This is a genomic window from Desulfobacter postgatei 2ac9 (genome assembly GCF_000233695.2).
GTDB lineage: Bacteria > Desulfobacterota > Desulfobacteria > Desulfobacterales > Desulfobacteraceae > Desulfobacter > Desulfobacter postgatei.
Genome location: NZ_CM001488.1, coordinates 2,465,376 through 2,483,349 on the forward strand (window position 1 = coordinate 2,465,376; position 17,974 = coordinate 2,483,349).

Genomic DNA, 17,974 nt, shown 5'->3' on the forward strand with positions numbered 1-17,974 from the left:
TTCGGGACTTATGATTTGATGAAAAAAAACGTATTTGAAACCACAATCACCAAACGCAAACAAGCGGAGCTAAACTTGAATAAGAGTGAGGAAAAGCAACGCATCCTCCTGGAAGAACTCAGGTACCGCAACATCATCGCCACAGCCATTGCAAAAGCCTCCAGTTTTTTTATTTCCCCCGATAAAGTGGACTACCAGGCCATACTCAGAACAATGGGAGAGAGTATTTCGGTCAACAGGGTTTATATTTTTGAGATAACGGGTAATGGCCGCACCCTTTCCAATACCCATGAATGGTGTGCCAAAGGAACCGCACCCCAGATAGAAAAGCTCAAAGAACTTGATGCCTATGCCTTTTCATGGTGGACGGACCAATTGCAGGATGGAAAGAATATTGTCATAGAAGATGTGGCCAACCTTTCAAGCCGGGCGGCCGCTGAAAAACAGATCCTCCAGAGCCAACAGATCCAGAGCCTTGTCTGTGTTCCGATCTGGGCAAAAGGGAAAAAATTGTGGGGATTCATGGGGTTCGATGATACACAAAAAAAACGCAAATGGACAGAAACGGAAATCGAGGCCCTGCAGATTATAGGAGAGATGATCTCCGGTGACCTGGAGCGAAACGCATCTGAAAAAAGGCTGGAATTTGAAAGAAAGCAACTGCTGTCCATATTTGACAGCCTGGACGGAAATATTTTCGTATCCGATCCCCATACATATGAAATACTCTATGTAAACAAAGCCTTGAAAAAATATTTTGACCATGAGTTGATCGGAAAAATATGTTACAGGGAGTTTCAGGGGCTTGATTCACCCTGTTGTTTTTGCAGCAATAAACAGATCCTTGAAGAAAAGCCAAAAATTCACAGATGGGAATTTTACAATGCCATGATGGACAAAACATTTTCCATTATGGACCGGATCATTCGCTGGCCGGACGGACGTGATGTCAGATTTGATTTGGCCATTGACATAACAGAAAAAAAACAGATTGAATCCTGTCTCAGGCAGGCCCAGAAAATGGAAGCCATCGGTACCCTGGCAGGGGGCATTGCCCATGATTTTAATAATATTCTTTCCGGGATTTTGGGATATCTTCAGTTGGCCCAATTCCATATTCACGAGCCGGAACTGGCCGAAAAAGACCTCCAAAAAGTTTTAGAAGGCGCCAAACGGGCCGCCTTGCTGACCAAGCAGATTCTTACTTTCAGCCGACATAAAGGAAATGACCGCCAGCCTCTGGTCGTATTTCCTTTGGTTCAGGAAACCTTAAAATTACTTCGGTCCGTGATTCCCGCGAACATTGACATTAAAAACAATGTTGTTTCAAAAGCCATGATACTTGCTGATTCAACCCAAATCCATCAGCTGGCACTGAATTTGTGTACCAACGCGTATCAGGCAATGGGCGACGAGCGCGGGGTGTTGACCATCAGCCTAAATGAGGTGGTCCTTGGCAAGGACCAATTGGGTCAGGAAAATAATCTGTTACCGGGTAAATATTTAAAGTTTGAAGTTTCCGATACCGGGCCCGGTATCGAAAAAGCCATCCAAAATAAAATATTTGATCCCTATTTTACAACAAAAAAAATGGGCAAAGGAACGGGGCTGGGGCTTGCCATGGTCGCAGGAATAGTCAAAAAGCACAATGGATTCATCACCGTGCACAGTCAACCCGGAGAGGGAGCCAGTTTCAAGGTTTTTTTACCGATTATTGCTTCCAAACTGTCTATAGAAAAACCAAAAATAGAGGGAAATCTCAGCTCATACAGTGGAAAGGAAGCCGTCATGCTTGTGGATGACGAAACCGACATTCTTATTTCCCAGGAAAAATTTTTGACTGGTCTGGGATATAAGGTGTCAAGCTTTGAGAACGGACAATCTGCTTTACAGGCGTTTTTAAACCATCCGCATTCATTTGATCTGATTATCACGGATATGACCATGCCACGGATATCAGGGGACAAGCTGTCCAGAGAAATTTTAAAAATAAAACCCGATATTCCGATCATCCTGTGTACCGGATACCATGAAACCTTTACCAGGGAAGTCGCTCTGGAACTTGGCATACGAAAATATGTCCAGAAACCCATAGAAGTCGCCCTGCTGTCCAAAATGATTCGGGATATTCTTGACGCTTAGGAATGAGACCGAAATAATTTAACCCGGGATATAGCAAAACGAATTTGAGCATGTTATTTTCCGTAATGGGATAGCTTAATGACTCGGATATCTTTAAATCGTTCTATATCTGCAAAGGTGGTTGCCATGGACTTAAAACAACAAAGCAACTTGAATATCGCCATTATTGGTTCCGGCATCTCCGGTATTTGCGCCGCATATCTTCTCCAAAAACGGCACAAGGTGACGCTGTTTGAAAAAAATGATTATTTCGGAGGCCATACCCATACGATTATCCTCCCGGACGGTCCTGATACAGGCACCCCTGTGGATACGGGTTTTATCGTACTCAATGAGCGGACCTATCCTAATTTTATAAAATTTTTGTCACTGCTCGGCGTTGAAAAATGCCCAACCGATATGTCATTTTCCTACTTTTGTGAAAGAACAGGTCTTTGTTATGCCAGCCAAAATCTGAATTCCATATTTGCCCAGCGTGCTAACATATTTAAGCCTAAATTCCTCCGGTTTGTTTACGAAATGGTACGCTTTCTGCGGATACTGAGAAAAGCATATCGTTCCAATGGCCTGCCGGCTGTCACACTGTCTGAATATGCACGACAAAAAGGACTTCACCGTGAGGTCATTGACCAGTTCATCATCCCCATGGCAGCAGCCATATGGTCGGGTTCAGATTTTCAGATCAGCCGTTTCCCCATCCGAACCTTTGCCCAGTTTTATGAAAATCACGGCCTTTTAGGCGTAACCGGCCATCCGCCCTGGTATTTTGTCAAGGGAGGCAGCCATTCCTATGTCAATGCCTTTCTGAAATCATTCAAAGGCAGGGCCGTTAAAAGCAGTGCCGTGAGTCGAATATCCCGTAAGCCGGACGGCATTACCCTGGATTTTAAAAATGACGGCCCCCAGGATTTTGATGCCGTTGTGGTCGCCACCCATGCAGATCAGGCCTTAAAGCTGCTTGAAACCCCAAGTGCCAGGGAAAAAGAACTTTTAGGAGCCTGGTCTTATTCAAAAAACAAAACCTTCCTGCATACGGATACAAGCGTCATGCCCCCCAGCAAAAGGGCCTGGGCCAGCTGGAATTATACACGTCACAAAAAATCCAAACCGGATGCCCCGGTAACGGTAAGCTATGACATGACCCACCTGCAGAGACTGAAGACACGGCAGCGATATTTTGTAACCCTGAATCCACAAAACCAGATTCCCCAATCCCATGTAATCAAAGAAATTAATTACACCCATCCTCAATATTCTTTTGAAGCATTTAGCTCACAGAACGAATTGCCAACCTTAAACGGAAAAAATAACACTTTTTTCTGCGGGGCATATTTCGGGTTTGGATTTCATGAAGATGGGGTTAAGTCTGCATTATGTGTTGGGAAGAAATTTGGGGTGACCTTATGAATTCTAAAATTTTTACAGGAAAAATAAAACATCGTCGTTATTGGCCTGTGGACCATGATCTGTCCTACCCTGTGTACCTGTATGCCTTTGATCTTGATGAATTTTCCGGTCTTAATCGACGATATCCCCTTTTTGGGTACAACAAATTGGCTGTTACATCCATCCATGACAGGGATTACCTTCAGCCCGGCAATCTTCCGATAAAAGAAAAACTATCTGAATTGCTCCGCCGGCACCAGATCAAACAGTCTGTTTCCAATATTATCATGATCACATCCGCCCGGTATTTTAATTATGTGTTTAACCCGGTCAGTTTTTATTACTGCTATACTGACGATCATGCACTTGCGGCAATCATTGCTGAAGTCAACAATACCTACGGCGAGCGTCATCCCTATGTGCTTAAAGCCGGAACGCCGGGGGCAGGCAAGTGGATTGCAACATTTCAAACCCCCAAAGTATTCCATGTCTCCCCATTCAACAAAGTCGAAGGCATTTACCGCTTTTATTTTTCAGATCCCAAAGATCAATTGGAAATTAAAATTGAACTGTTCAATAATAACAAAAAAATAATGACCGCAGAGTTTAAGGGTGCCGGGGTGCCTATGACCGCTGTCAATCATTTAAAAACAATAATGGAATATCCTTTTGCTCCCCACTTAAGTATTCCCAGAATATATGCCCATGCATTTAAGCTGTTTTTCAAAAAAAAGTTAAGCTTTAATGATAAACCCATTCCCCAAAGCCCCATGACAATGAAAAAACAAACCCCGGGTATTTTTGAAACCCTCTGTCAAAAACTTGTTTTCAAGGCACTGAGAAAAATCACCATCGGCGGCTTTAAGATTAAGATGCCGAATCAGGAAATAATTAGTTTCGGCCATCCCGAAGATTCCCATCCTGTGATCATGAAAATAGAGGACTACAATTTTTTCCCAAGAGTCATTTTGGATGGTGAAATCGGATTCGGTGAAGCCTATATGCATTCTGAATGGGATACCCCGGACCTTTTGAAATTGTTAAAGATCTTAATTCAAAACCGTGATCATTTTTCAGACGGCAACCTGCTGCTTTCGTTTTTCACCCGGATAAAGGAAAAAACGGCCCATGACGGGCGGATAAATTCCATAAAAAACACCCCGGAAAACATCCGGGCCCACTATGATTTGAGCAATGCCTTTTATGAACTTTTCCTGGATAATCAGATGATGTATTCATGCGGCATTTTCGAACAACCGGACGATTCCCTGGAAAAATCGCAGGAGCAGAAAATGATGCGTATTTTGACCCAAGCGGATATCCGGGAGACCCATCATATTCTTGAAATCGGATGCGGGTGGGGTGGTTTTGCGGTATTTGCCGCCCAAAAAACCGGTTGTCATGTGACCGGCATTACAGTTTCCAAAGCCCAGTATGACAGGGCATGTCAGCGAATAATTGATGAAGGGCTTGGGGACCGGGTCACCATCAAGCTTCAGGACTACCGCCATATAACAGGCAAATTTGACCGGATTGTCTCCATAGAAATGATCGAGGCTGTGGGACCACAGTTTTTTTCCACATATTTCAAGCGTGGGCAAGCCCTTCTAAAACCCGGCGGCAGGATGCTCTTTCAGTCCATCATAATTGAAGATAAACGATATAAGAACTATTGCAAAGAAAGGGACTGGATTCAAAAACATATTTTTCCGGGCGGTCATCTGCCATGCCTGAAAATTCTTAAAGAGACCATATCAGAACATACCGATTTTCATATATCAAATGTTCATCATATGGGCGCCGACTATGCCGTAACCCTGTCGCACTGGCGGGATCGCTTCCTGTCAAATAAAGAGAATATCGTCAGATTGGGCTTTGACGAGATATTCTTCAGAAAATGGATCTATTATTTTTCTATCTGTGAAGCAGGGTTTACCGTTGGTGGCATTGACGATATCCAGGTCAGCTTAGAGCTTGTTTAAAAATTGGTTCTCATTCTCATGTGATTCCAGCCGATTCATCTATTTTTAAACAGGCTCTTAACCCTTTGACACAAAAGCGTTTAATTTTTCCCAGAGAATCTGCCTTTCCTGTGCTGATTCACAGGTCCCGGGAAAGATGACGGTTTCATGGGGACGCCTGTCCAACCAGAACAACCCTGTATATTGCCCTGCCCGCTTTGAAGTTGCCAGCCAGACAATGGTATCGGCACCTTGTTCCGGCGTTCTTAAAATTCTTTTCACCCGTTCATGAAATCCAGGCAGGGACCGTTCAATACCCGGAGTATCCACCCACCCGGGATGCATGGCATTTACCCGTATCCCATGTGTTTTAAACTGCTCAGCCCAGATTTGAGTCAAACTGACGACACCCCTTTTCGCACGGGCATAGGCTTTGGCCCCGTTATACTGCCCCTGGCTGTTTTCAAGATCGTTTACCTCAATTTTCTGGGTATACATGCCGCCGGATGATACATTGATAATTCTTGGAGATTCCGATGCAGCAAGGGCATCCTTTAAATATTGTGTCAACAGGAATACCCCCAGAAGATCCGTCGCAAACGTCTGCTCCAATCCTTCCGGGGTATTTTTACGCTCATTAAACAATGCACCGGCATTGTTAATGAGGATATCGATGTTCTTTTTAAAAGCTTTAAGGGCTTTTGAGACCTCCCTGATCTCGTCCATCAGGCTTAAGTCTGCAATCAAAAAATCAATATGCGGGTTACCGGTCTTTTCAACAATTTCCTGACGAACCTGTTCAGCCTTTACACGGTTCCTTGCGATAATGGTTAAAAAGGCTTTTTTTTCTGCGAGTTTAAAAGCGGCCGCCTTTCCAATTCCGGAGGTGCCGCCTGTCAATACGATCTTTTTTCCGTATAGCACCCCCTTTGGTTCTGACCAGAATCTTTTGCCCAAGGCATACCCAAATCGGCTGAACAGGATCATTCCGGGGATAATTAAATGATCTGCAAGATAATCAGGCAGGCCGCTCCCTGATTTAAACCACATCGCTTTATTGGGCAGACGTCGGGTTCCGGCAAGTTTCTGTTCAAGGCCTGCCATGGCTTTTTCACCTGTTTTTTTCATGACCGGAAACAGAAGTTTCTCAATAAGGTTACCAAACCGATGAAAGCGGATATCTGCCTGGTAGTCGATTTGTGTTCCAATGGCTGTTTTTGTAAAAACAATGGTATCCATTGCCGTGAAGGACTCACCCACCCCTTTCAATACAACCCTGGAAAAAGGGTCATACTCAATAATTTCATATTTCATTTTCGGACGAAAGGGGCCAAACTTCAAAACAAGATCATATTGTGAACCAACGCCGATTTTTTTCTGATCAACCCTGACCGAAGAAACCACCCCTGGGTCCCAGGCCTGAATATGGCTGAAATCGCTGGTATATTCAAAGACATAATTTAAGGATCTTTCAACGAGAATGGACTCTTTTAATCTTATCATCAGGCCCCCTAATTTTTAAATATGCTCTTAATTTTCACCTATGAAATAAACTTTATTTTAAATGATTCACTTATCCTCGGGTACTCAAAGACGGTTATTGCCCAATTGCCAGTACCAAATCATCAACCGTTGGGTGATCACCGGCTTTTTTAGATGAAAAAAAATAGCGTACCGCGCCTGACTTATCTACGACAATCGCGCCACCAAGCTGAAATGTGCTTCCCTGAATCGAACCCTGCCGATGGCCTTGCTTGAATGCCGACGCAGCCTTAAATACAGATCCTATACTCACAAATCCTTTCAAGCCGTTTGAAAACCCTAAAGCTGAAAAAGCGTTGAGTGAGGGATCGGAAAAAAGTAATCCGCGATATCCTGTTTTTTCCCGGAATTCCGTGAAGTGAACAGGATCACCCGACCCGATTACGACAAGATTCGCCTTGTGTTCACTGAATCGCTCTGCGTTATCGGCAAGATCAGCAACCTGCTGACGGCAGAAGACTCATCCAAAATGTCTGACAAACACTAAGGCCGCTGTTTTTTCATGCCACAGCGTTGATATTTTCACCTGTTCTCTGCGCTCGTTTAGAACAGTCAGTTCACCAAGAACTTCAGTTGAAACATTTTCATATGCCATTTTTACCCCCTTGAAACCGTAAAATAACAAAAGGCCTCAATTTTTGAGAACTGAGGCCTTTAACGTGTATTTAAGACTAAAAATTATGAGATTTTCAACCGCCGACGTTACCACCTTCAAGATCCATCCAGGCCCTGTTAACGCTGCTGCCCACTGTTCCGAACAACTCATCCAGTTCATTTTTCATCGGAGACCAGTCTGACGGGCATTCATTTTCCAGTTGATCAACGCGAGCCTGAGCAGTCGTTACCTCTTGTTCAAGTTGTCCTATGAGTGGTAAAATCTTTTCTTTTTGTGCAGAACCATAAGTATCTGCGACCTTTTTCATCGCTTCTAATTTCTTTTTCCAAGCAGTCACTTCAGCCAACATTGCTTGACAATAGTCTTTAACGTCCATGATTTCTCCTCTCAATTAGATTAATGAAATGTTGCGTTCAGACACATATAACCTTTATAAAGACTAAGAAAATCGTCGTACCATAACAAATCAGAACAGGTTTCGAATATCCAGGCAACAACTGACGAAAATCTCATAAAGTTATATGATTATTTACTATACAAGATTCACAGATAATTGCAACCCTATATTTTTAACCGCCGACGTTAACTGTTCAACCCCTACCCAGCCCGTGTCAAAATCGCTCCAGGCCCTCTCAACGATAGTGCCGAATGTTCCGAATAACGACCATCTCCTGACAGACACAGCAAACAATGAACGATGTCAATTATTTCTCACTGCCGATAAAACGATAGATTACAGCGCCAAGCATACCGCCAATGATCGGGGCCACCCAGAACAGCCAAAGCTGTGCAATCGCCCAATCGCCTACGAAGAGCGCAACACCAGTGCTGCGCGCAGGATTTACGGAAGTATTTGTTACCGGGATGCTAATTAAATGGATCAGAGTCAGGCACAAGCCAATTGAAATAGGTGCGAAACCTTGTGGCGCCCGTTTGTCAGTGGCACCCAGAATGACAACAAGAAACATCATCGTCATAACTACTTCAGTGATCAGGGCAGCCGACAAACTATACCCACCCGGTGAATGGGCGCCGTAGCCGTTTGAAGCAAACCCCGCGGAAAGGTCAAACCCCGCCTTACCACTGGCAATCAGATATAGAACACCACCCGCTGCTATACCGCCCAAGACCTGCGCAATAATGTAGGGCGGTAGCTCTTTTGCCGGGAAACGTCCACCGGCCCAGAGACCAAACGAAACCGCTGGATTCAGATGACAGCCTGATATGTGTCCGATGGCGAAGGCCATGGTAAGGACGGTAAGGCCAAATGCCAGTGATACACCAAGCAGCCCTATACCAACATTTGGAAAAGCAGCCGCTAAAACGGCGCTACCGCAGCCGCCGAGAACCAACCAGAATGTTCCAAAAAACTCTGCACCATACTTGTTCATACATTTCTCCTTTTTCTTGTTTATTATGATATTAATCCCGGGGACATAATCCCGGACACCTTACCTATTTTCCTTCGACCCGGCTTCTTTGGCCTAAGCCATCTGTCTAAAAGAGTCTCCAATTGTTTTACAAAAGTGGTTTTTCAAGGACCGACCAGTCCGTTCATGCTTTCTGAACAATTCGATTTCAGATTCCTTATACCGCGTGCATGCCGGCAAGTAACTTTCTTCCATGATAAATGACCGCGCCAACCTTCCCTGAAATTGATCATCCTCGTATATCGCGGGTGTGCTTCCCCAACGGCCGGATTTAATCCATCCTTGGTTTCATGAACTGCAATCGGGTGAATACGATTGGTCATCGGGCAATAGGCCCATATTTCGACCTTATACTTCAAACCCCATTTCGCCGTCAACGCAAAATAGGCTTTAAAGTCCTGATCACTGAAAAAATGTCTGCTGCCTTCTATTCCCTCCCTTTTTTTTGTCTAATGTGATGGGGAAACCTGGCGCCACCGCCCTTGCGATTGGTGCCATGAAAGGGTTTAAACAAATACTCTAAATGTCACCAGATTTCCCAAATTCAAAAAGTTACATTCTTTCGCAATACGTTTGCCAAATTGAATAATCAGGAATTTACAAATAAATTTCAGATAGCAATATAAAAATGTTGCTATTTTCTGATTATCACTTTCAAAATTCATTTGATTAAAGAGTCAGATTTTATCCTTTGGGATTTCTTCTCTTTTTTTTCATTACGCTTTTCTTTCAACGTTTTTTCTGCTTTTTTCTTAACGGTTTTTTGTGCATCTCTTCCTTTAGCCATGAGATTCTCCTTTTTTCAGTCAGTTAAATATATTTATTTGTTGCATTTCCATCATAATCAGACAGAGTGTGAAAACACATCTCGCGGCAGGAACGTCGGCCACCCGGCGCCCCCCGCACAGTCCCGGACGTGCGGTTTTCCCGCATCCGGTTCTTTGGTTAGACTCGCTTCCGCGCGAACCTTGACAGTTACCCGTTTCAAGGTCCAGTTGCTGTTCTGCGCAGTGAGGTTTGCTCGTATTACTCCAGGCAATACATTTTTTGCTATATAAAGCTATCCCTTGCGCTATTTTCTAAATAGCGGGGGTCTTTCCCAAAGCATAATCTTCGGTTAAAAATTTAACCAGAATATTATGCGCTCCTACCAAATCTCTGTCATCATAGACCTGTTTTGCAGTTTTATCCACTTTTCAAAACCGATATTTTTTACTTGGCCTGTTTGTGGATGTGTCTTGCTTGTGTAGGCTTCGCAAACATCAAGCACCGTTTTCCCGAACTTTTTTGCTATCCATTTTAAACGCTGCTTGAATTTAAAATTGTTAAAGCCCAGCATGGAACGCACGGTTTTGGTTCTGATTTTCCTGTTATTTTTTTCAACCATCTGTTTGATTTCGTAAGTCGGCATCAAAATAACGGAAAAATTTTCACATAAAAACCTTGCGGTTTTCCAATGCAGCTCGTCTATTAAGTTTTTAATTTTGGCAGACAGGCGACGGATAGCTTTGGTCAGGGACTTTTTATTTCTTGTGTTGGCTTGGCCCTTTTGGAATAGAGTTGATCCAAGTGCAACAATAATCTATACATTCTTGAAAAACCACCTTCGCCGATCTTACCGGAAATATCGGGAGAATAAAACGCGGCAAACGTTCTGACACCGGGGTCTATGGCAACAAGCCCACTGACTTGGTTCTCGCTGCGGGGGATCGTTTGTTTAAACGGCACAGATATCCACCACTTTTCGTCTCTCCAGATTAACCTGCTATCCATAGGAAATTCAGGTAAAGATTCATGGAACTTCAATCCTTTCCCAGAGACCTTCGGATAAATTCCATTAGTTTTGAGTATAATGGCATCTTTTTTAATTTCCATCCAATGGTGTCCGTAAATCCGGCATTCACGTACCGAAAGACACGTGTTTACCCCGGGAGATCTCCCATATGCCAAATGGCTGAGGGTCGGGCAACCGCCTCTGACCGCATGGGAGAAGTCAGCAGACGGCATAGTAATCGGTGGAAACGAGCTTCACAAAAGTGGAGAGGCCTCACCCCGATGAAGGCCTGAACAGTACCCGGGCCGAATGGCCCGAGTGAATGGTGGTGGTGAGTAAGTGGACGGCATTTATGGGAGTAATGCGGCAGTGGCCGAAATTTCCATAGCATGTATCGGCCTAAAACCCGATAAAATCGGTGGGATAACCTACAAGCCGATTCTATTAATACCAGCTGAACCGCCTTGGTACGTGATCCGTATGCCGGGTGGTGTGGGAGGGGCTCCTCAGTGATGGGGAGTCCTATCCCGATTGACTTTAAATCAACATTACAACTTATGACCGAGATCAATCAATAATAATACAAAAATGTTATCTCATGGTCACCGTATTTAACGCTTACGTTTTTTGCTATTTTTTTTACGTGAAGCTTTAGCATTTTTTCTTTTTTGTTTCTTTTTTGCGTTTGCTTTTTTCGATAATGGGTATTCGGGGTTAGAATCAAAAGCCTTTATTGTTGAAGGTATGCCGCTTTGTCCTTCAATTATATTTTTATTGTATAGTTGCATAAATTCATTCATTTGATTTTGATCTGCCATCTCAAAACCAGCTCTCTGTCCCATTGTCATAAATGATTTAGCCATACCGAACTTTGACGAATCATGCATGATGCTATTGAACTTCGGTTTAATTTCAGTCAAATAATCAATGATAGTATCTGCATTTGGAAGCTTGTATTTGCTTCCAAGAAATTGCCAAAACGCTAAAAGTTCAGGAATAGCATCATCTGCATCCTCAGGTGAACTCAAGGATATTTTTCTTGGAAATAGATCGGTTATAATTTCATTAATATCTCCCTCATCCATTTGAGGAAGACTGACACCAATATAACCAATTCCATAGTATATAAGCTGCGCAATCCAAAATCCCATTTCGGGATCAGCTTTAATACGTTCTTTACCTTCGAATGAAAGAGCAAATTCTTCTAAAATTGAGTCTTGATATTGTGTCAGTGCCTCTTCAGAGTCATAACTTCCATCATATTCTACTTCATCAAGTTGATTAATATTGAATTTCATTTTAATTTTAACCAGTTACTTAAAAGTTTATGCATTCACAGCATTCATATTACAGATTCGTATTTGCCAAAAATCGGGTAGGTCAGGGGTATCTCTGCCCCTTTCCCCCCTAAGAACCGTACGTGACAGTTTCCCGTCATACGGCTCAAGCGTTTATAAAGGACGACCTTGTGGGACGTCCCGGCTGTTTACCTCATGCAGCTTGCTTTTGGCGGTATTCCCTGGCTGATAGCACAGGGAGTAACCGTGAGTCCTTTTGATTCCGTCTACGCCAGAAATAATAGCTGTATTCGGGATCATATGGATTTGCATCTGCTTTGATTTTGATATATCGTTTTATTCCTAATGAGATTAGGTGAATGACGTGATATCTGCAAGGCCCTTTTTTATTTCGGCTCTTGACAGTGAATATCCACTTACGTTTTCCGTCAGTCCAGTAACGGTTTTTCAACCATTTTGAGGATTTCTTCCGGTGACGCTTTTTAATCATTCTCCATAGCTGTTCGTAAACAAACGTATCAATAAGAGAAAATGTTTCCGATGAGACTACGTGCCGGTGATAGTTTCCCCAGCCTCGGAGGGTCTGGTTTAACTTTTTGACCAATGGTTCCAAAGGACCGCCGACATGTTTATGGATCAGTTCACTGAGCTTTTCTTTAAGGGCGAGAACTCCCTTCTTTGCCGGGGTGATGTGCAGCACATTTCCGGTTTTTCGAAAAGTTTGGCCAAGGAACGTAAATCCATCTGTTATATGCGTGATCATGGTCTTTTCTTCAGATAATGACAGACCACGTTCAGTTAGAAACGCTTCGACTGCGGGTTTGACCTGCTCTTCAAGCAGGCGTTTAGACTTGCCTGTGACGATATCAACTGTGGTCCTGGGACATCACATATCTGCCAACAAGAGTAAAAGGCCAATTTTATTACCTTTACATGATGATGGACTTGTACAGCCGTAAAATTGTTGCTTATCAGGTGTATGACTGTGAGTCTGGAGAACTTGCTTCTGATCTGATAACGGATGCCTACCTGCGGGAGAAAATTAACAAAAAGCAGGTCACCTTGCATTCAGATAATGGTGCTCCCATGAAATCCGTAACGATGCTGGCCAAACTTCAGGATTTGGGCGTGATACCATCCTTTAGCCGCCCTTCTATCAGTAATGATAATCCTTTTTCTGAATCATTATTCAAAACCCTGAAATACCGGCCTGAATATCCGGCCAAGCCATTTGATGCGATGCTGGAAGCCAGGGAATGGGTCCATAACTTCACATATTGGTACAATAACGTCCATTTGCACAGCGGTATTGGATTTGTCACCCCCGCTGACCGGCACAATGGCAATGATGTAGCCGTTCTTGCCAACAGACATCAAATTTATCAAAAAGCCAAATCGAAACATCCTGAAAGATGGTCTGGAAGGACAAGGAATTGGGAACCTGGAACAACGGTTACTTTGAAAAAATTTAAACAGCAAAAAGCTGAAAAGACGGCTGATAAGCAAGCTGCATAACCGTTTGAGTATGGCACGGTATAGCACAATTCTCTCATGGCCGAGAATGGGCCCCCAATTGCTCGTCGGAGGCCATGAGAGAATTGTGCGGTAGAGCTTGGAACTTCGTTTGAAAAAAAGGCGACAACTTGCTTGACACACACCGTTCAAAACAGGCGGTCATTGTCGGCCGTACGTTTAGAAATTTTAATTGGGCATCTTATTTCGTTCTCGTTCCTTAAAGGCACAAATGGCAACATAATCACCGCAGTCAAACCCCGGAATTGGTTGTTCTTCCATATTGTTTGAGTATAGCGGATGTTTAGTGAGCGTTTGTGCATAATCAAAGTCTTGAAAACCTGCTGTTTTAAGCATCTCCACTTTCTCAGCAGTTGTACGCCAGTTTGCAACCTTTACAAATTCAATTGGATAAGGGTTCCTCGGGTGAACTCCTTCCAACAATGGATGTTCCCATGTTTCGAGACTTTTTGCCAGGTTATACATGGTTGCGTATGAACTTTCCTTAGGAACATCAATAACCACGATTTTACCTCCTTTTCTCAAAGCAGTATAGGCTTTGTGAAACACGGACTGCAGGTCATGGATATAGCTTGGTGTGCCGTTGAATAGGATTGTATCGTATTGTTCTTCGCCCAGATCGGCGTCTTCCGCTGTGGTTACATCCACACTTATCCCGCGTTTACGGGCAATCTGAGCCATTCCCTCTGATGGTTCGAGACCGTACTGAATGAGAATGTTAAAATCTCTTTTTAAGATTGATTCAAAAAGACCACTTCCGCACCCTACAGAAAAGGTATCACCCGCATCTTTCATAAAATAAGCGACCAGGTTCACCTCTGAATTTAACAGATTCATATTGTCAAAAAACCAGGCATCATATGCTTGTGCAAATTCGTCAAAACTTCTTTTTTTATCCATGCTTACCTCCGAAGAAAAACCGTTATTATCAACCCGGTGCAGATAATGGCTTTAATTGTTGAAATGTAAGGGTAAAAATCAAGGTGAACCCGTGATCCGTGACTTTTGAACCGTGCTTAAGCTTATAAAATTGCGCAAATCAGGGTTCTTCAGCCGGTTTAATGATAAAAGACTGAATCCGGTTGCCATCCATGTCCTTGACCGAAAACTCCCAGTTATTCATGCGAATGGACTCCCCGGGATTGGGGATACGCTCCACAAGTTCCAAAAAAAATCCCGAGACTGTATCGTAGTTCACAGAGTCTGGAATGCCCAGATTCAGCTCTTTGTTGAGATGATATATGTCTGTTTTGCCGGCTACCAGCCACTTGTTTCCTTTAATCTGGACAATGTCCGGTGTGTTTTTATCGGACTCGTCGGCAATTTCTCCAAAAATCTCTTCAACCACATCCTCAAGGGTGACAATACCTGACACGCCACCATATTCATCAACCACAACAGCCATATGGCTCTTTTTTGCCTTAAATGCTTTAAGCAGTGAATCCAGTTTCTTTGATTCCGGTATGAAATAGGGCTTTTTCATAATCGATTTGAGATCAAGGCTGTCCGGGGTCGTCTCGGAATCATTTTTTTCCAGGTATCTGAGAAATAAATCCTTGATATGCAAAATTCCCACAATATTATCTATGGTATCCTCAATCACGGGAATACGTGAAAAACCTGTTTTTAGAACCGTTGGAATATCGAGGCCTTCGGCCACATCAACCACAAACATATCCGCTCTAGGTGTCATAATCTCAGAACAATAGGTGTCATCAAATTCAAAGATATTGGTGATGTATTCCTTTTCTTCCTCCTTGATCTCACCGTCCCCTTCCACCACTTCCACCATGGTCATCAATTCATCCTCGGTCACGGTTTCCTGGGCATTGTCTATGGTGCCGTGCAATTTAGGTATAAAATTAAGAACAAAAATCAAAGGCCATAAAATTTTTGACAACCAGTACAGGGGATATATGACCGCCCTTGAGACAACCACATTATTGTGGTTGGCAAAGGATTTTGGGAAAATTTCTCCAAAAACAAGAATCAGAAGCGTCATGACACCGGTGGCAATACCCACACCATTAGACTGAAAATGGGCAATGGCAAGAGAGGTGGCGAGGGAGGAGGCACCAATGTTTACCAGGTTGTTACCAATGAGAACAGTGGTCAAAAGGGTGTGGGAGTCCGCTTTCATCTCCAGAATAAGCCGGCCTGACTTTGAACCATCCTTGGAGATATGCAGGGCTTTAATTTTGGAAATGGAAAACAACGCTGTTTCAGACATGGAAAAAAAACCTGATAAAAAAAGGCAGATGCCTAACAGGGTCACTTCAATACTCATAAGCGGTAATATTTCCTAATGTTTATGAATCAGGTTAAGTATAATGGCCGCCGTGCGTTTCGGTGCCCCCGGAAAACCTAACCGCCTGCGTACCTGGCGAAGTTGCTGTTTATGATCCTCAAGTTTAGGTATCATTGAGAATAGGGTTTCACTGATGGTTTCGGCATTGGCATTGTCCTGAATCAACTCCGGCATCACCTGACGACCGACAATCAGATTGGCAAGCCCGATGTATTTGGCTTTCACAAGCAGCTGTGCAAGCCGGTAAGCCACTCCGGACATTTTATAAATAATTACAGTGGGCACAAGATTTAAAGCAGCCTCCAGCGTGACGGTTCCCGATGCGGCAATCAAAATATCGGCCCGGTCAAAAATCTGTTTTGGCCGTCCTGTTACAATCCGGCATAAACCGCCATTTGGGTGGTGAAAAACAATGTGTTTAATACGTTCTTCATGTTGTTGAATGCCCGATGAAATAAGAAATCTTGAATCAGGAATTTTTTTTGCAACAATGCCGGCTGTAGCAAGCATCACAGGGAGCAGTTTGTCAATTTCAGCGGATCTGGAACCCGGAAGCATACCGATCACAAAATCATCTACCAGGCCTTTTTTATTGTCTTGGATTAAACCCGGCATGCTTTGGGGATATTCATCCACCAGGGGATTTCCCACATATGTGGAAGAGATTTTTTTGGCTTTATAAATGGGAATTTCAAAAGGAAAGATCAGTGCCACATGGTCCGTGACTTTTGCAATGGTATCCAGGCGTCCGGCATTCCACGCCCAGATTTTTGGGGCGATATAATAACAGACAGGAATATCATAATGCTGCTTGATAAAACCGGCGGTTTTCAGATTAAAGCCAGGATAGTCAATGAGCACAACAGCATCCGGGGGATCTGTTTTTAATCGTCGCTTAACCAGGGAGAACGCCTGTTTAATGGTACCTATCTGCTTGATCACTTGAACAAGCCCCATGGCAGAGAGCTTTTCAATGGGAAAGAAAATGTCTGTTCCCTGTTCTGCCATGGCTTTTCCGCCGATACCCGTAATCCGGATGCCGGGGCAAAGTTGTTTTAAGGCCCGCACCAGGGCTGCACCGTGAAAATCGCCGGAAGGTTCTCCGGCAAGGATCATGATATGCCGGTTACCTTCACTCATGGATCTCATCCTCGGTCACCGCTGTTATGCAGATATTATATTTATTTGCAAGGGCAATCATTTTTTCACGGTCAAATGAAATTGATTTCTCAGCTTCAAGCACAAGCATGTTTACGCCGGATCGGTGCATGGTTTCAATAGTGGTAGATCCGGATGCAGGCAGATCAAAGCGTAAATCCTGATGAGGTTTGGATAATTTTACAACGGTGGCCCCATTGCCCCGGCTCAGCCGTCCTCCCCGCTCTATGGTGGCGTCCGTGCCGTCAATGGCTTCTACAGCAAGAACGGTTCCATTGGAGATAACAAGGCACTGACCGATGTCTAGACAGCCTAAGGCTTTGGCAAGCTTCCAACCCTGCTGTATATCTTTTTTTTCCGCCCTGTCAGGTTTCCGCTTTGTCCAGCATCCTTTGGGACTGATAAGTTCAGGCAGAAGAAAGGTCGACGGCACCAGGGTAATGCCCTGCTTTTCCAGAAAGTCCGCAAAGGATGAAAGGATATTATCATCATGCGTCCCTGCTGTTTTGGCGATAAAGGCAAGGGCTTTGAAGTCCGGTCTGATATCTTTGAAAATATTGGCCTTACTGATGGAGCCCATGAGCAGTGCCCTGGTGACACCATGGGATTTAAAATAACGGATCAATTTACTCAGCTGCCCAAGATAGAGCCATTCAAACCGGTGGGTCAGCTCGGCAAGCTGGGGATCGGTTTCACTGCGAAATCCTGCCCCGATCACTTGATATCCGTGTTCATGTGCCTTCCGGGTGAAAAGCAGCGGGAATTGGCCGCCGCCGGCAATCAGACCGATGTGAGAAGAACAACTATTGCCTTCGGGATCGTTCAT

17 protein-coding genes are annotated in these 17,974 nt (G+C 43.8%); 4 read left to right on the plus strand and 13 right to left on the minus strand.

Going from position 1 to position 17,974, the window contains the following annotated elements; genetic code table 11:
• The first annotated feature begins 18 nt into the window (after positions 1-18).
• From DESPODRAFT_RS18710 to DESPODRAFT_RS11280, 3 genes are all read left to right on the plus strand, one after another.
• Entirely contained in the window at positions 19-2,142 is a 2,124-nt protein-coding gene (locus DESPODRAFT_RS18710) for a hybrid sensor histidine kinase/response regulator (protein WP_004073629.1), read from the plus strand.
• A gap of 126 nt (positions 2,143-2,268) precedes the next feature.
• Complete coding sequence (locus tag DESPODRAFT_RS11275; RefSeq protein WP_004073630.1) at positions 2,269-3,549, plus strand: NAD(P)/FAD-dependent oxidoreductase; 1,281 nt, start codon at positions 2,269-2,271, stop codon at positions 3,547-3,549.
• Complete coding sequence (locus DESPODRAFT_RS11280) at positions 3,546-5,510, plus strand: DUF1365 family protein (protein WP_004073631.1); 1,965 nt, start codon at positions 3,546-3,548, stop codon at positions 5,508-5,510. The genes DESPODRAFT_RS11275 and DESPODRAFT_RS11280 overlap by 4 nt, the downstream gene beginning before the upstream one ends.
• A 57-nt stretch (positions 5,511-5,567) precedes the next feature.
• On the opposite strand, the gene DESPODRAFT_RS11285 is transcribed toward DESPODRAFT_RS11280, so the two are convergent.
• The 9 genes from DESPODRAFT_RS11285 to DESPODRAFT_RS11315 all read right to left on the minus strand — a co-directional run bounded on the left by DESPODRAFT_RS11285 (position 5,568) and on the right by DESPODRAFT_RS11315 (position 12,912).
• On the minus strand, positions 5,568-6,992 hold the full coding sequence (locus DESPODRAFT_RS11285) for an SDR family NAD(P)-dependent oxidoreductase (protein WP_004073632.1): 1,425 nt from the start codon (positions 6,990-6,992) through the stop codon (positions 5,568-5,570).
• A gap of 94 nt (positions 6,993-7,086) precedes the next feature.
• A complete protein-coding gene (locus DESPODRAFT_RS21475) occupies positions 7,087-7,626 on the minus strand; it encodes a peroxiredoxin-like family protein (protein WP_263657641.1) in 540 nt (179 codons plus the stop codon).
• Between the two features lie 94 nt (positions 7,627-7,720).
• Positions 7,721-8,023, minus strand: a complete 303-nt coding sequence (locus DESPODRAFT_RS11295) for a sll1863 family stress response protein (protein ID WP_004073634.1) — start codon at positions 8,021-8,023, stop codon at positions 7,721-7,723.
• A gap of 328 nt (positions 8,024-8,351) precedes the next feature.
• Positions 8,352-9,038: an aquaporin Z gene (aqpZ, locus tag DESPODRAFT_RS11300; RefSeq protein ID WP_004073636.1), complete on the minus strand. Its 687-nt coding sequence runs from the start codon at positions 9,036-9,038 to the stop codon at positions 8,352-8,354.
• Between the two features lie 700 nt (positions 9,039-9,738).
• Positions 9,739-9,864, minus strand: coding sequence for a hypothetical protein (locus tag DESPODRAFT_RS21480; RefSeq protein WP_004073638.1), 126 nt, complete (start codon positions 9,862-9,864; stop codon positions 9,739-9,741).
• A 360-nt stretch (positions 9,865-10,224) separates the two neighbouring features.
• On the minus strand, positions 10,225-10,464 hold the full coding sequence (locus DESPODRAFT_RS19495) for a zinc ribbon domain-containing protein (RefSeq protein ID WP_216594000.1): 240 nt from the start codon (positions 10,462-10,464) through the stop codon (positions 10,225-10,227).
• A gap of 125 nt (positions 10,465-10,589) precedes the next feature.
• Complete coding sequence (locus tag DESPODRAFT_RS18720; RefSeq protein ID WP_052314701.1) at positions 10,590-10,952, minus strand: hypothetical protein; 363 nt, start codon at positions 10,950-10,952, stop codon at positions 10,590-10,592.
• A gap of 510 nt (positions 10,953-11,462) precedes the next feature.
• Complete coding sequence (locus DESPODRAFT_RS11310) at positions 11,463-12,149, minus strand: hypothetical protein (protein WP_004073639.1); 687 nt, start codon at positions 12,147-12,149, stop codon at positions 11,463-11,465.
• 193 nt (positions 12,150-12,342) lie between these two features.
• On the minus strand, positions 12,343-12,912 hold the full coding sequence (locus DESPODRAFT_RS11315) for a group II intron maturase-specific domain-containing protein (RefSeq protein WP_052314702.1): 570 nt from the start codon (positions 12,910-12,912) through the stop codon (positions 12,343-12,345).
• Between the two features lie 107 nt (positions 12,913-13,019).
• Here DESPODRAFT_RS11315 and DESPODRAFT_RS11320 point away from each other — a divergent pair, with 107 nt between their 5' ends.
• Positions 13,020-13,664, plus strand: a complete 645-nt coding sequence (locus tag DESPODRAFT_RS11320) for a DDE-type integrase/transposase/recombinase (RefSeq protein ID WP_083843576.1) — start codon at positions 13,020-13,022, stop codon at positions 13,662-13,664.
• Positions 13,665-13,850: 186 nt separating this feature from the next.
• On the opposite strand, the gene DESPODRAFT_RS11325 is transcribed toward DESPODRAFT_RS11320, so the two are convergent.
• The 4 genes from DESPODRAFT_RS11325 to DESPODRAFT_RS11340 all read right to left on the minus strand — a co-directional run bounded on the left by DESPODRAFT_RS11325 (position 13,851) and on the right by DESPODRAFT_RS11340 (position 17,974).
• A complete protein-coding gene (locus tag DESPODRAFT_RS11325; protein WP_004073640.1) occupies positions 13,851-14,582 on the minus strand; it encodes a class I SAM-dependent DNA methyltransferase in 732 nt (243 codons plus the stop codon).
• A 139-nt stretch (positions 14,583-14,721) separates the two neighbouring features.
• The gene (locus DESPODRAFT_RS11330) at positions 14,722-15,969 is read right to left on the minus strand and encodes a hemolysin family protein (protein ID WP_004073641.1); all 1,248 of its coding nucleotides are present in this window, start codon (positions 15,967-15,969) and stop codon (positions 14,722-14,724) included.
• A 15-nt stretch (positions 15,970-15,984) separates the two neighbouring features.
• A complete protein-coding gene (gene lpxB, locus DESPODRAFT_RS11335) occupies positions 15,985-17,130 on the minus strand; it encodes a lipid-A-disaccharide synthase (RefSeq protein ID WP_004073642.1) in 1,146 nt (381 codons plus the stop codon).
• Positions 17,123-17,974, minus strand: coding sequence for an LpxI family protein (locus DESPODRAFT_RS11340; RefSeq protein ID WP_004073643.1), 852 nt, complete (start codon positions 17,972-17,974; stop codon positions 17,123-17,125). Before DESPODRAFT_RS11340 ends, lpxB begins: the two co-directional genes overlap by 8 nt.

Coding starts and splice junctions, on each gene's coding strand:
- aqpZ (WP_004073636.1), bottom strand. CDS start 9,038: ATGAACAAGTATGGTGCAGAGTTTTTTGGAACATTCTGGTTGGTTCTC.
- DESPODRAFT_RS11325 (WP_004073640.1), bottom strand. CDS start 14,582: ATGGATAAAAAAAGAAGTTTTGACGAATTTGCACAAGCATATGATGCC.
- DESPODRAFT_RS18710 (WP_004073629.1), top strand. CDS start 19: ATGAAAAAAAACGTATTTGAAACCACAATCACCAAACGCAAACAAGCG.
- lpxB (WP_004073642.1), bottom strand. CDS start 17,130: ATGAGTGAAGGTAACCGGCATATCATGATCCTTGCCGGAGAACCTTCC.
- DESPODRAFT_RS11330 (WP_004073641.1), bottom strand. CDS start 15,969: ATGAGTATTGAAGTGACCCTGTTAGGCATCTGCCTTTTTTTATCAGGT.
- DESPODRAFT_RS11340 (WP_004073643.1), bottom strand. CDS start 17,974: ATGAACGATCCCGAAGGCAATAGTTGTTCTTCTCACATCGGTCTGATT.
- DESPODRAFT_RS11295 (WP_004073634.1), bottom strand. CDS start 8,023: ATGGACGTTAAAGACTATTGTCAAGCAATGTTGGCTGAAGTGACTGCT.
- DESPODRAFT_RS11310 (WP_004073639.1), bottom strand. CDS start 12,149: ATGAAATTCAATATTAATCAACTTGATGAAGTAGAATATGATGGAAGT.
- DESPODRAFT_RS11280 (WP_004073631.1), top strand. CDS start 3,546: ATGAATTCTAAAATTTTTACAGGAAAAATAAAACATCGTCGTTATTGG.
- DESPODRAFT_RS11275 (WP_004073630.1), top strand. CDS start 2,269: ATGGACTTAAAACAACAAAGCAACTTGAATATCGCCATTATTGGTTCC.
- DESPODRAFT_RS19495 (WP_216594000.1), bottom strand. CDS start 10,464: ATGGTTGAAAAAAATAACAGGAAAATCAGAACCAAAACCGTGCGTTCC.
- DESPODRAFT_RS21480 (WP_004073638.1), bottom strand. CDS start 9,864: ATGGCTAAAGGAAGAGATGCACAAAAAACCGTTAAGAAAAAAGCAGAA.
- DESPODRAFT_RS11285 (WP_004073632.1), bottom strand. CDS start 6,992: ATGATAAGATTAAAAGAGTCCATTCTCGTTGAAAGATCCTTAAATTAT.
- DESPODRAFT_RS11315 (WP_052314702.1), bottom strand. CDS start 12,912: ATGATCACGCATATAACAGATGGATTTACGTTCCTTGGCCAAACTTTT.
- DESPODRAFT_RS18720 (WP_052314701.1), bottom strand. CDS start 10,952: ATGGAAATTAAAAAAGATGCCATTATACTCAAAACTAATGGAATTTAT.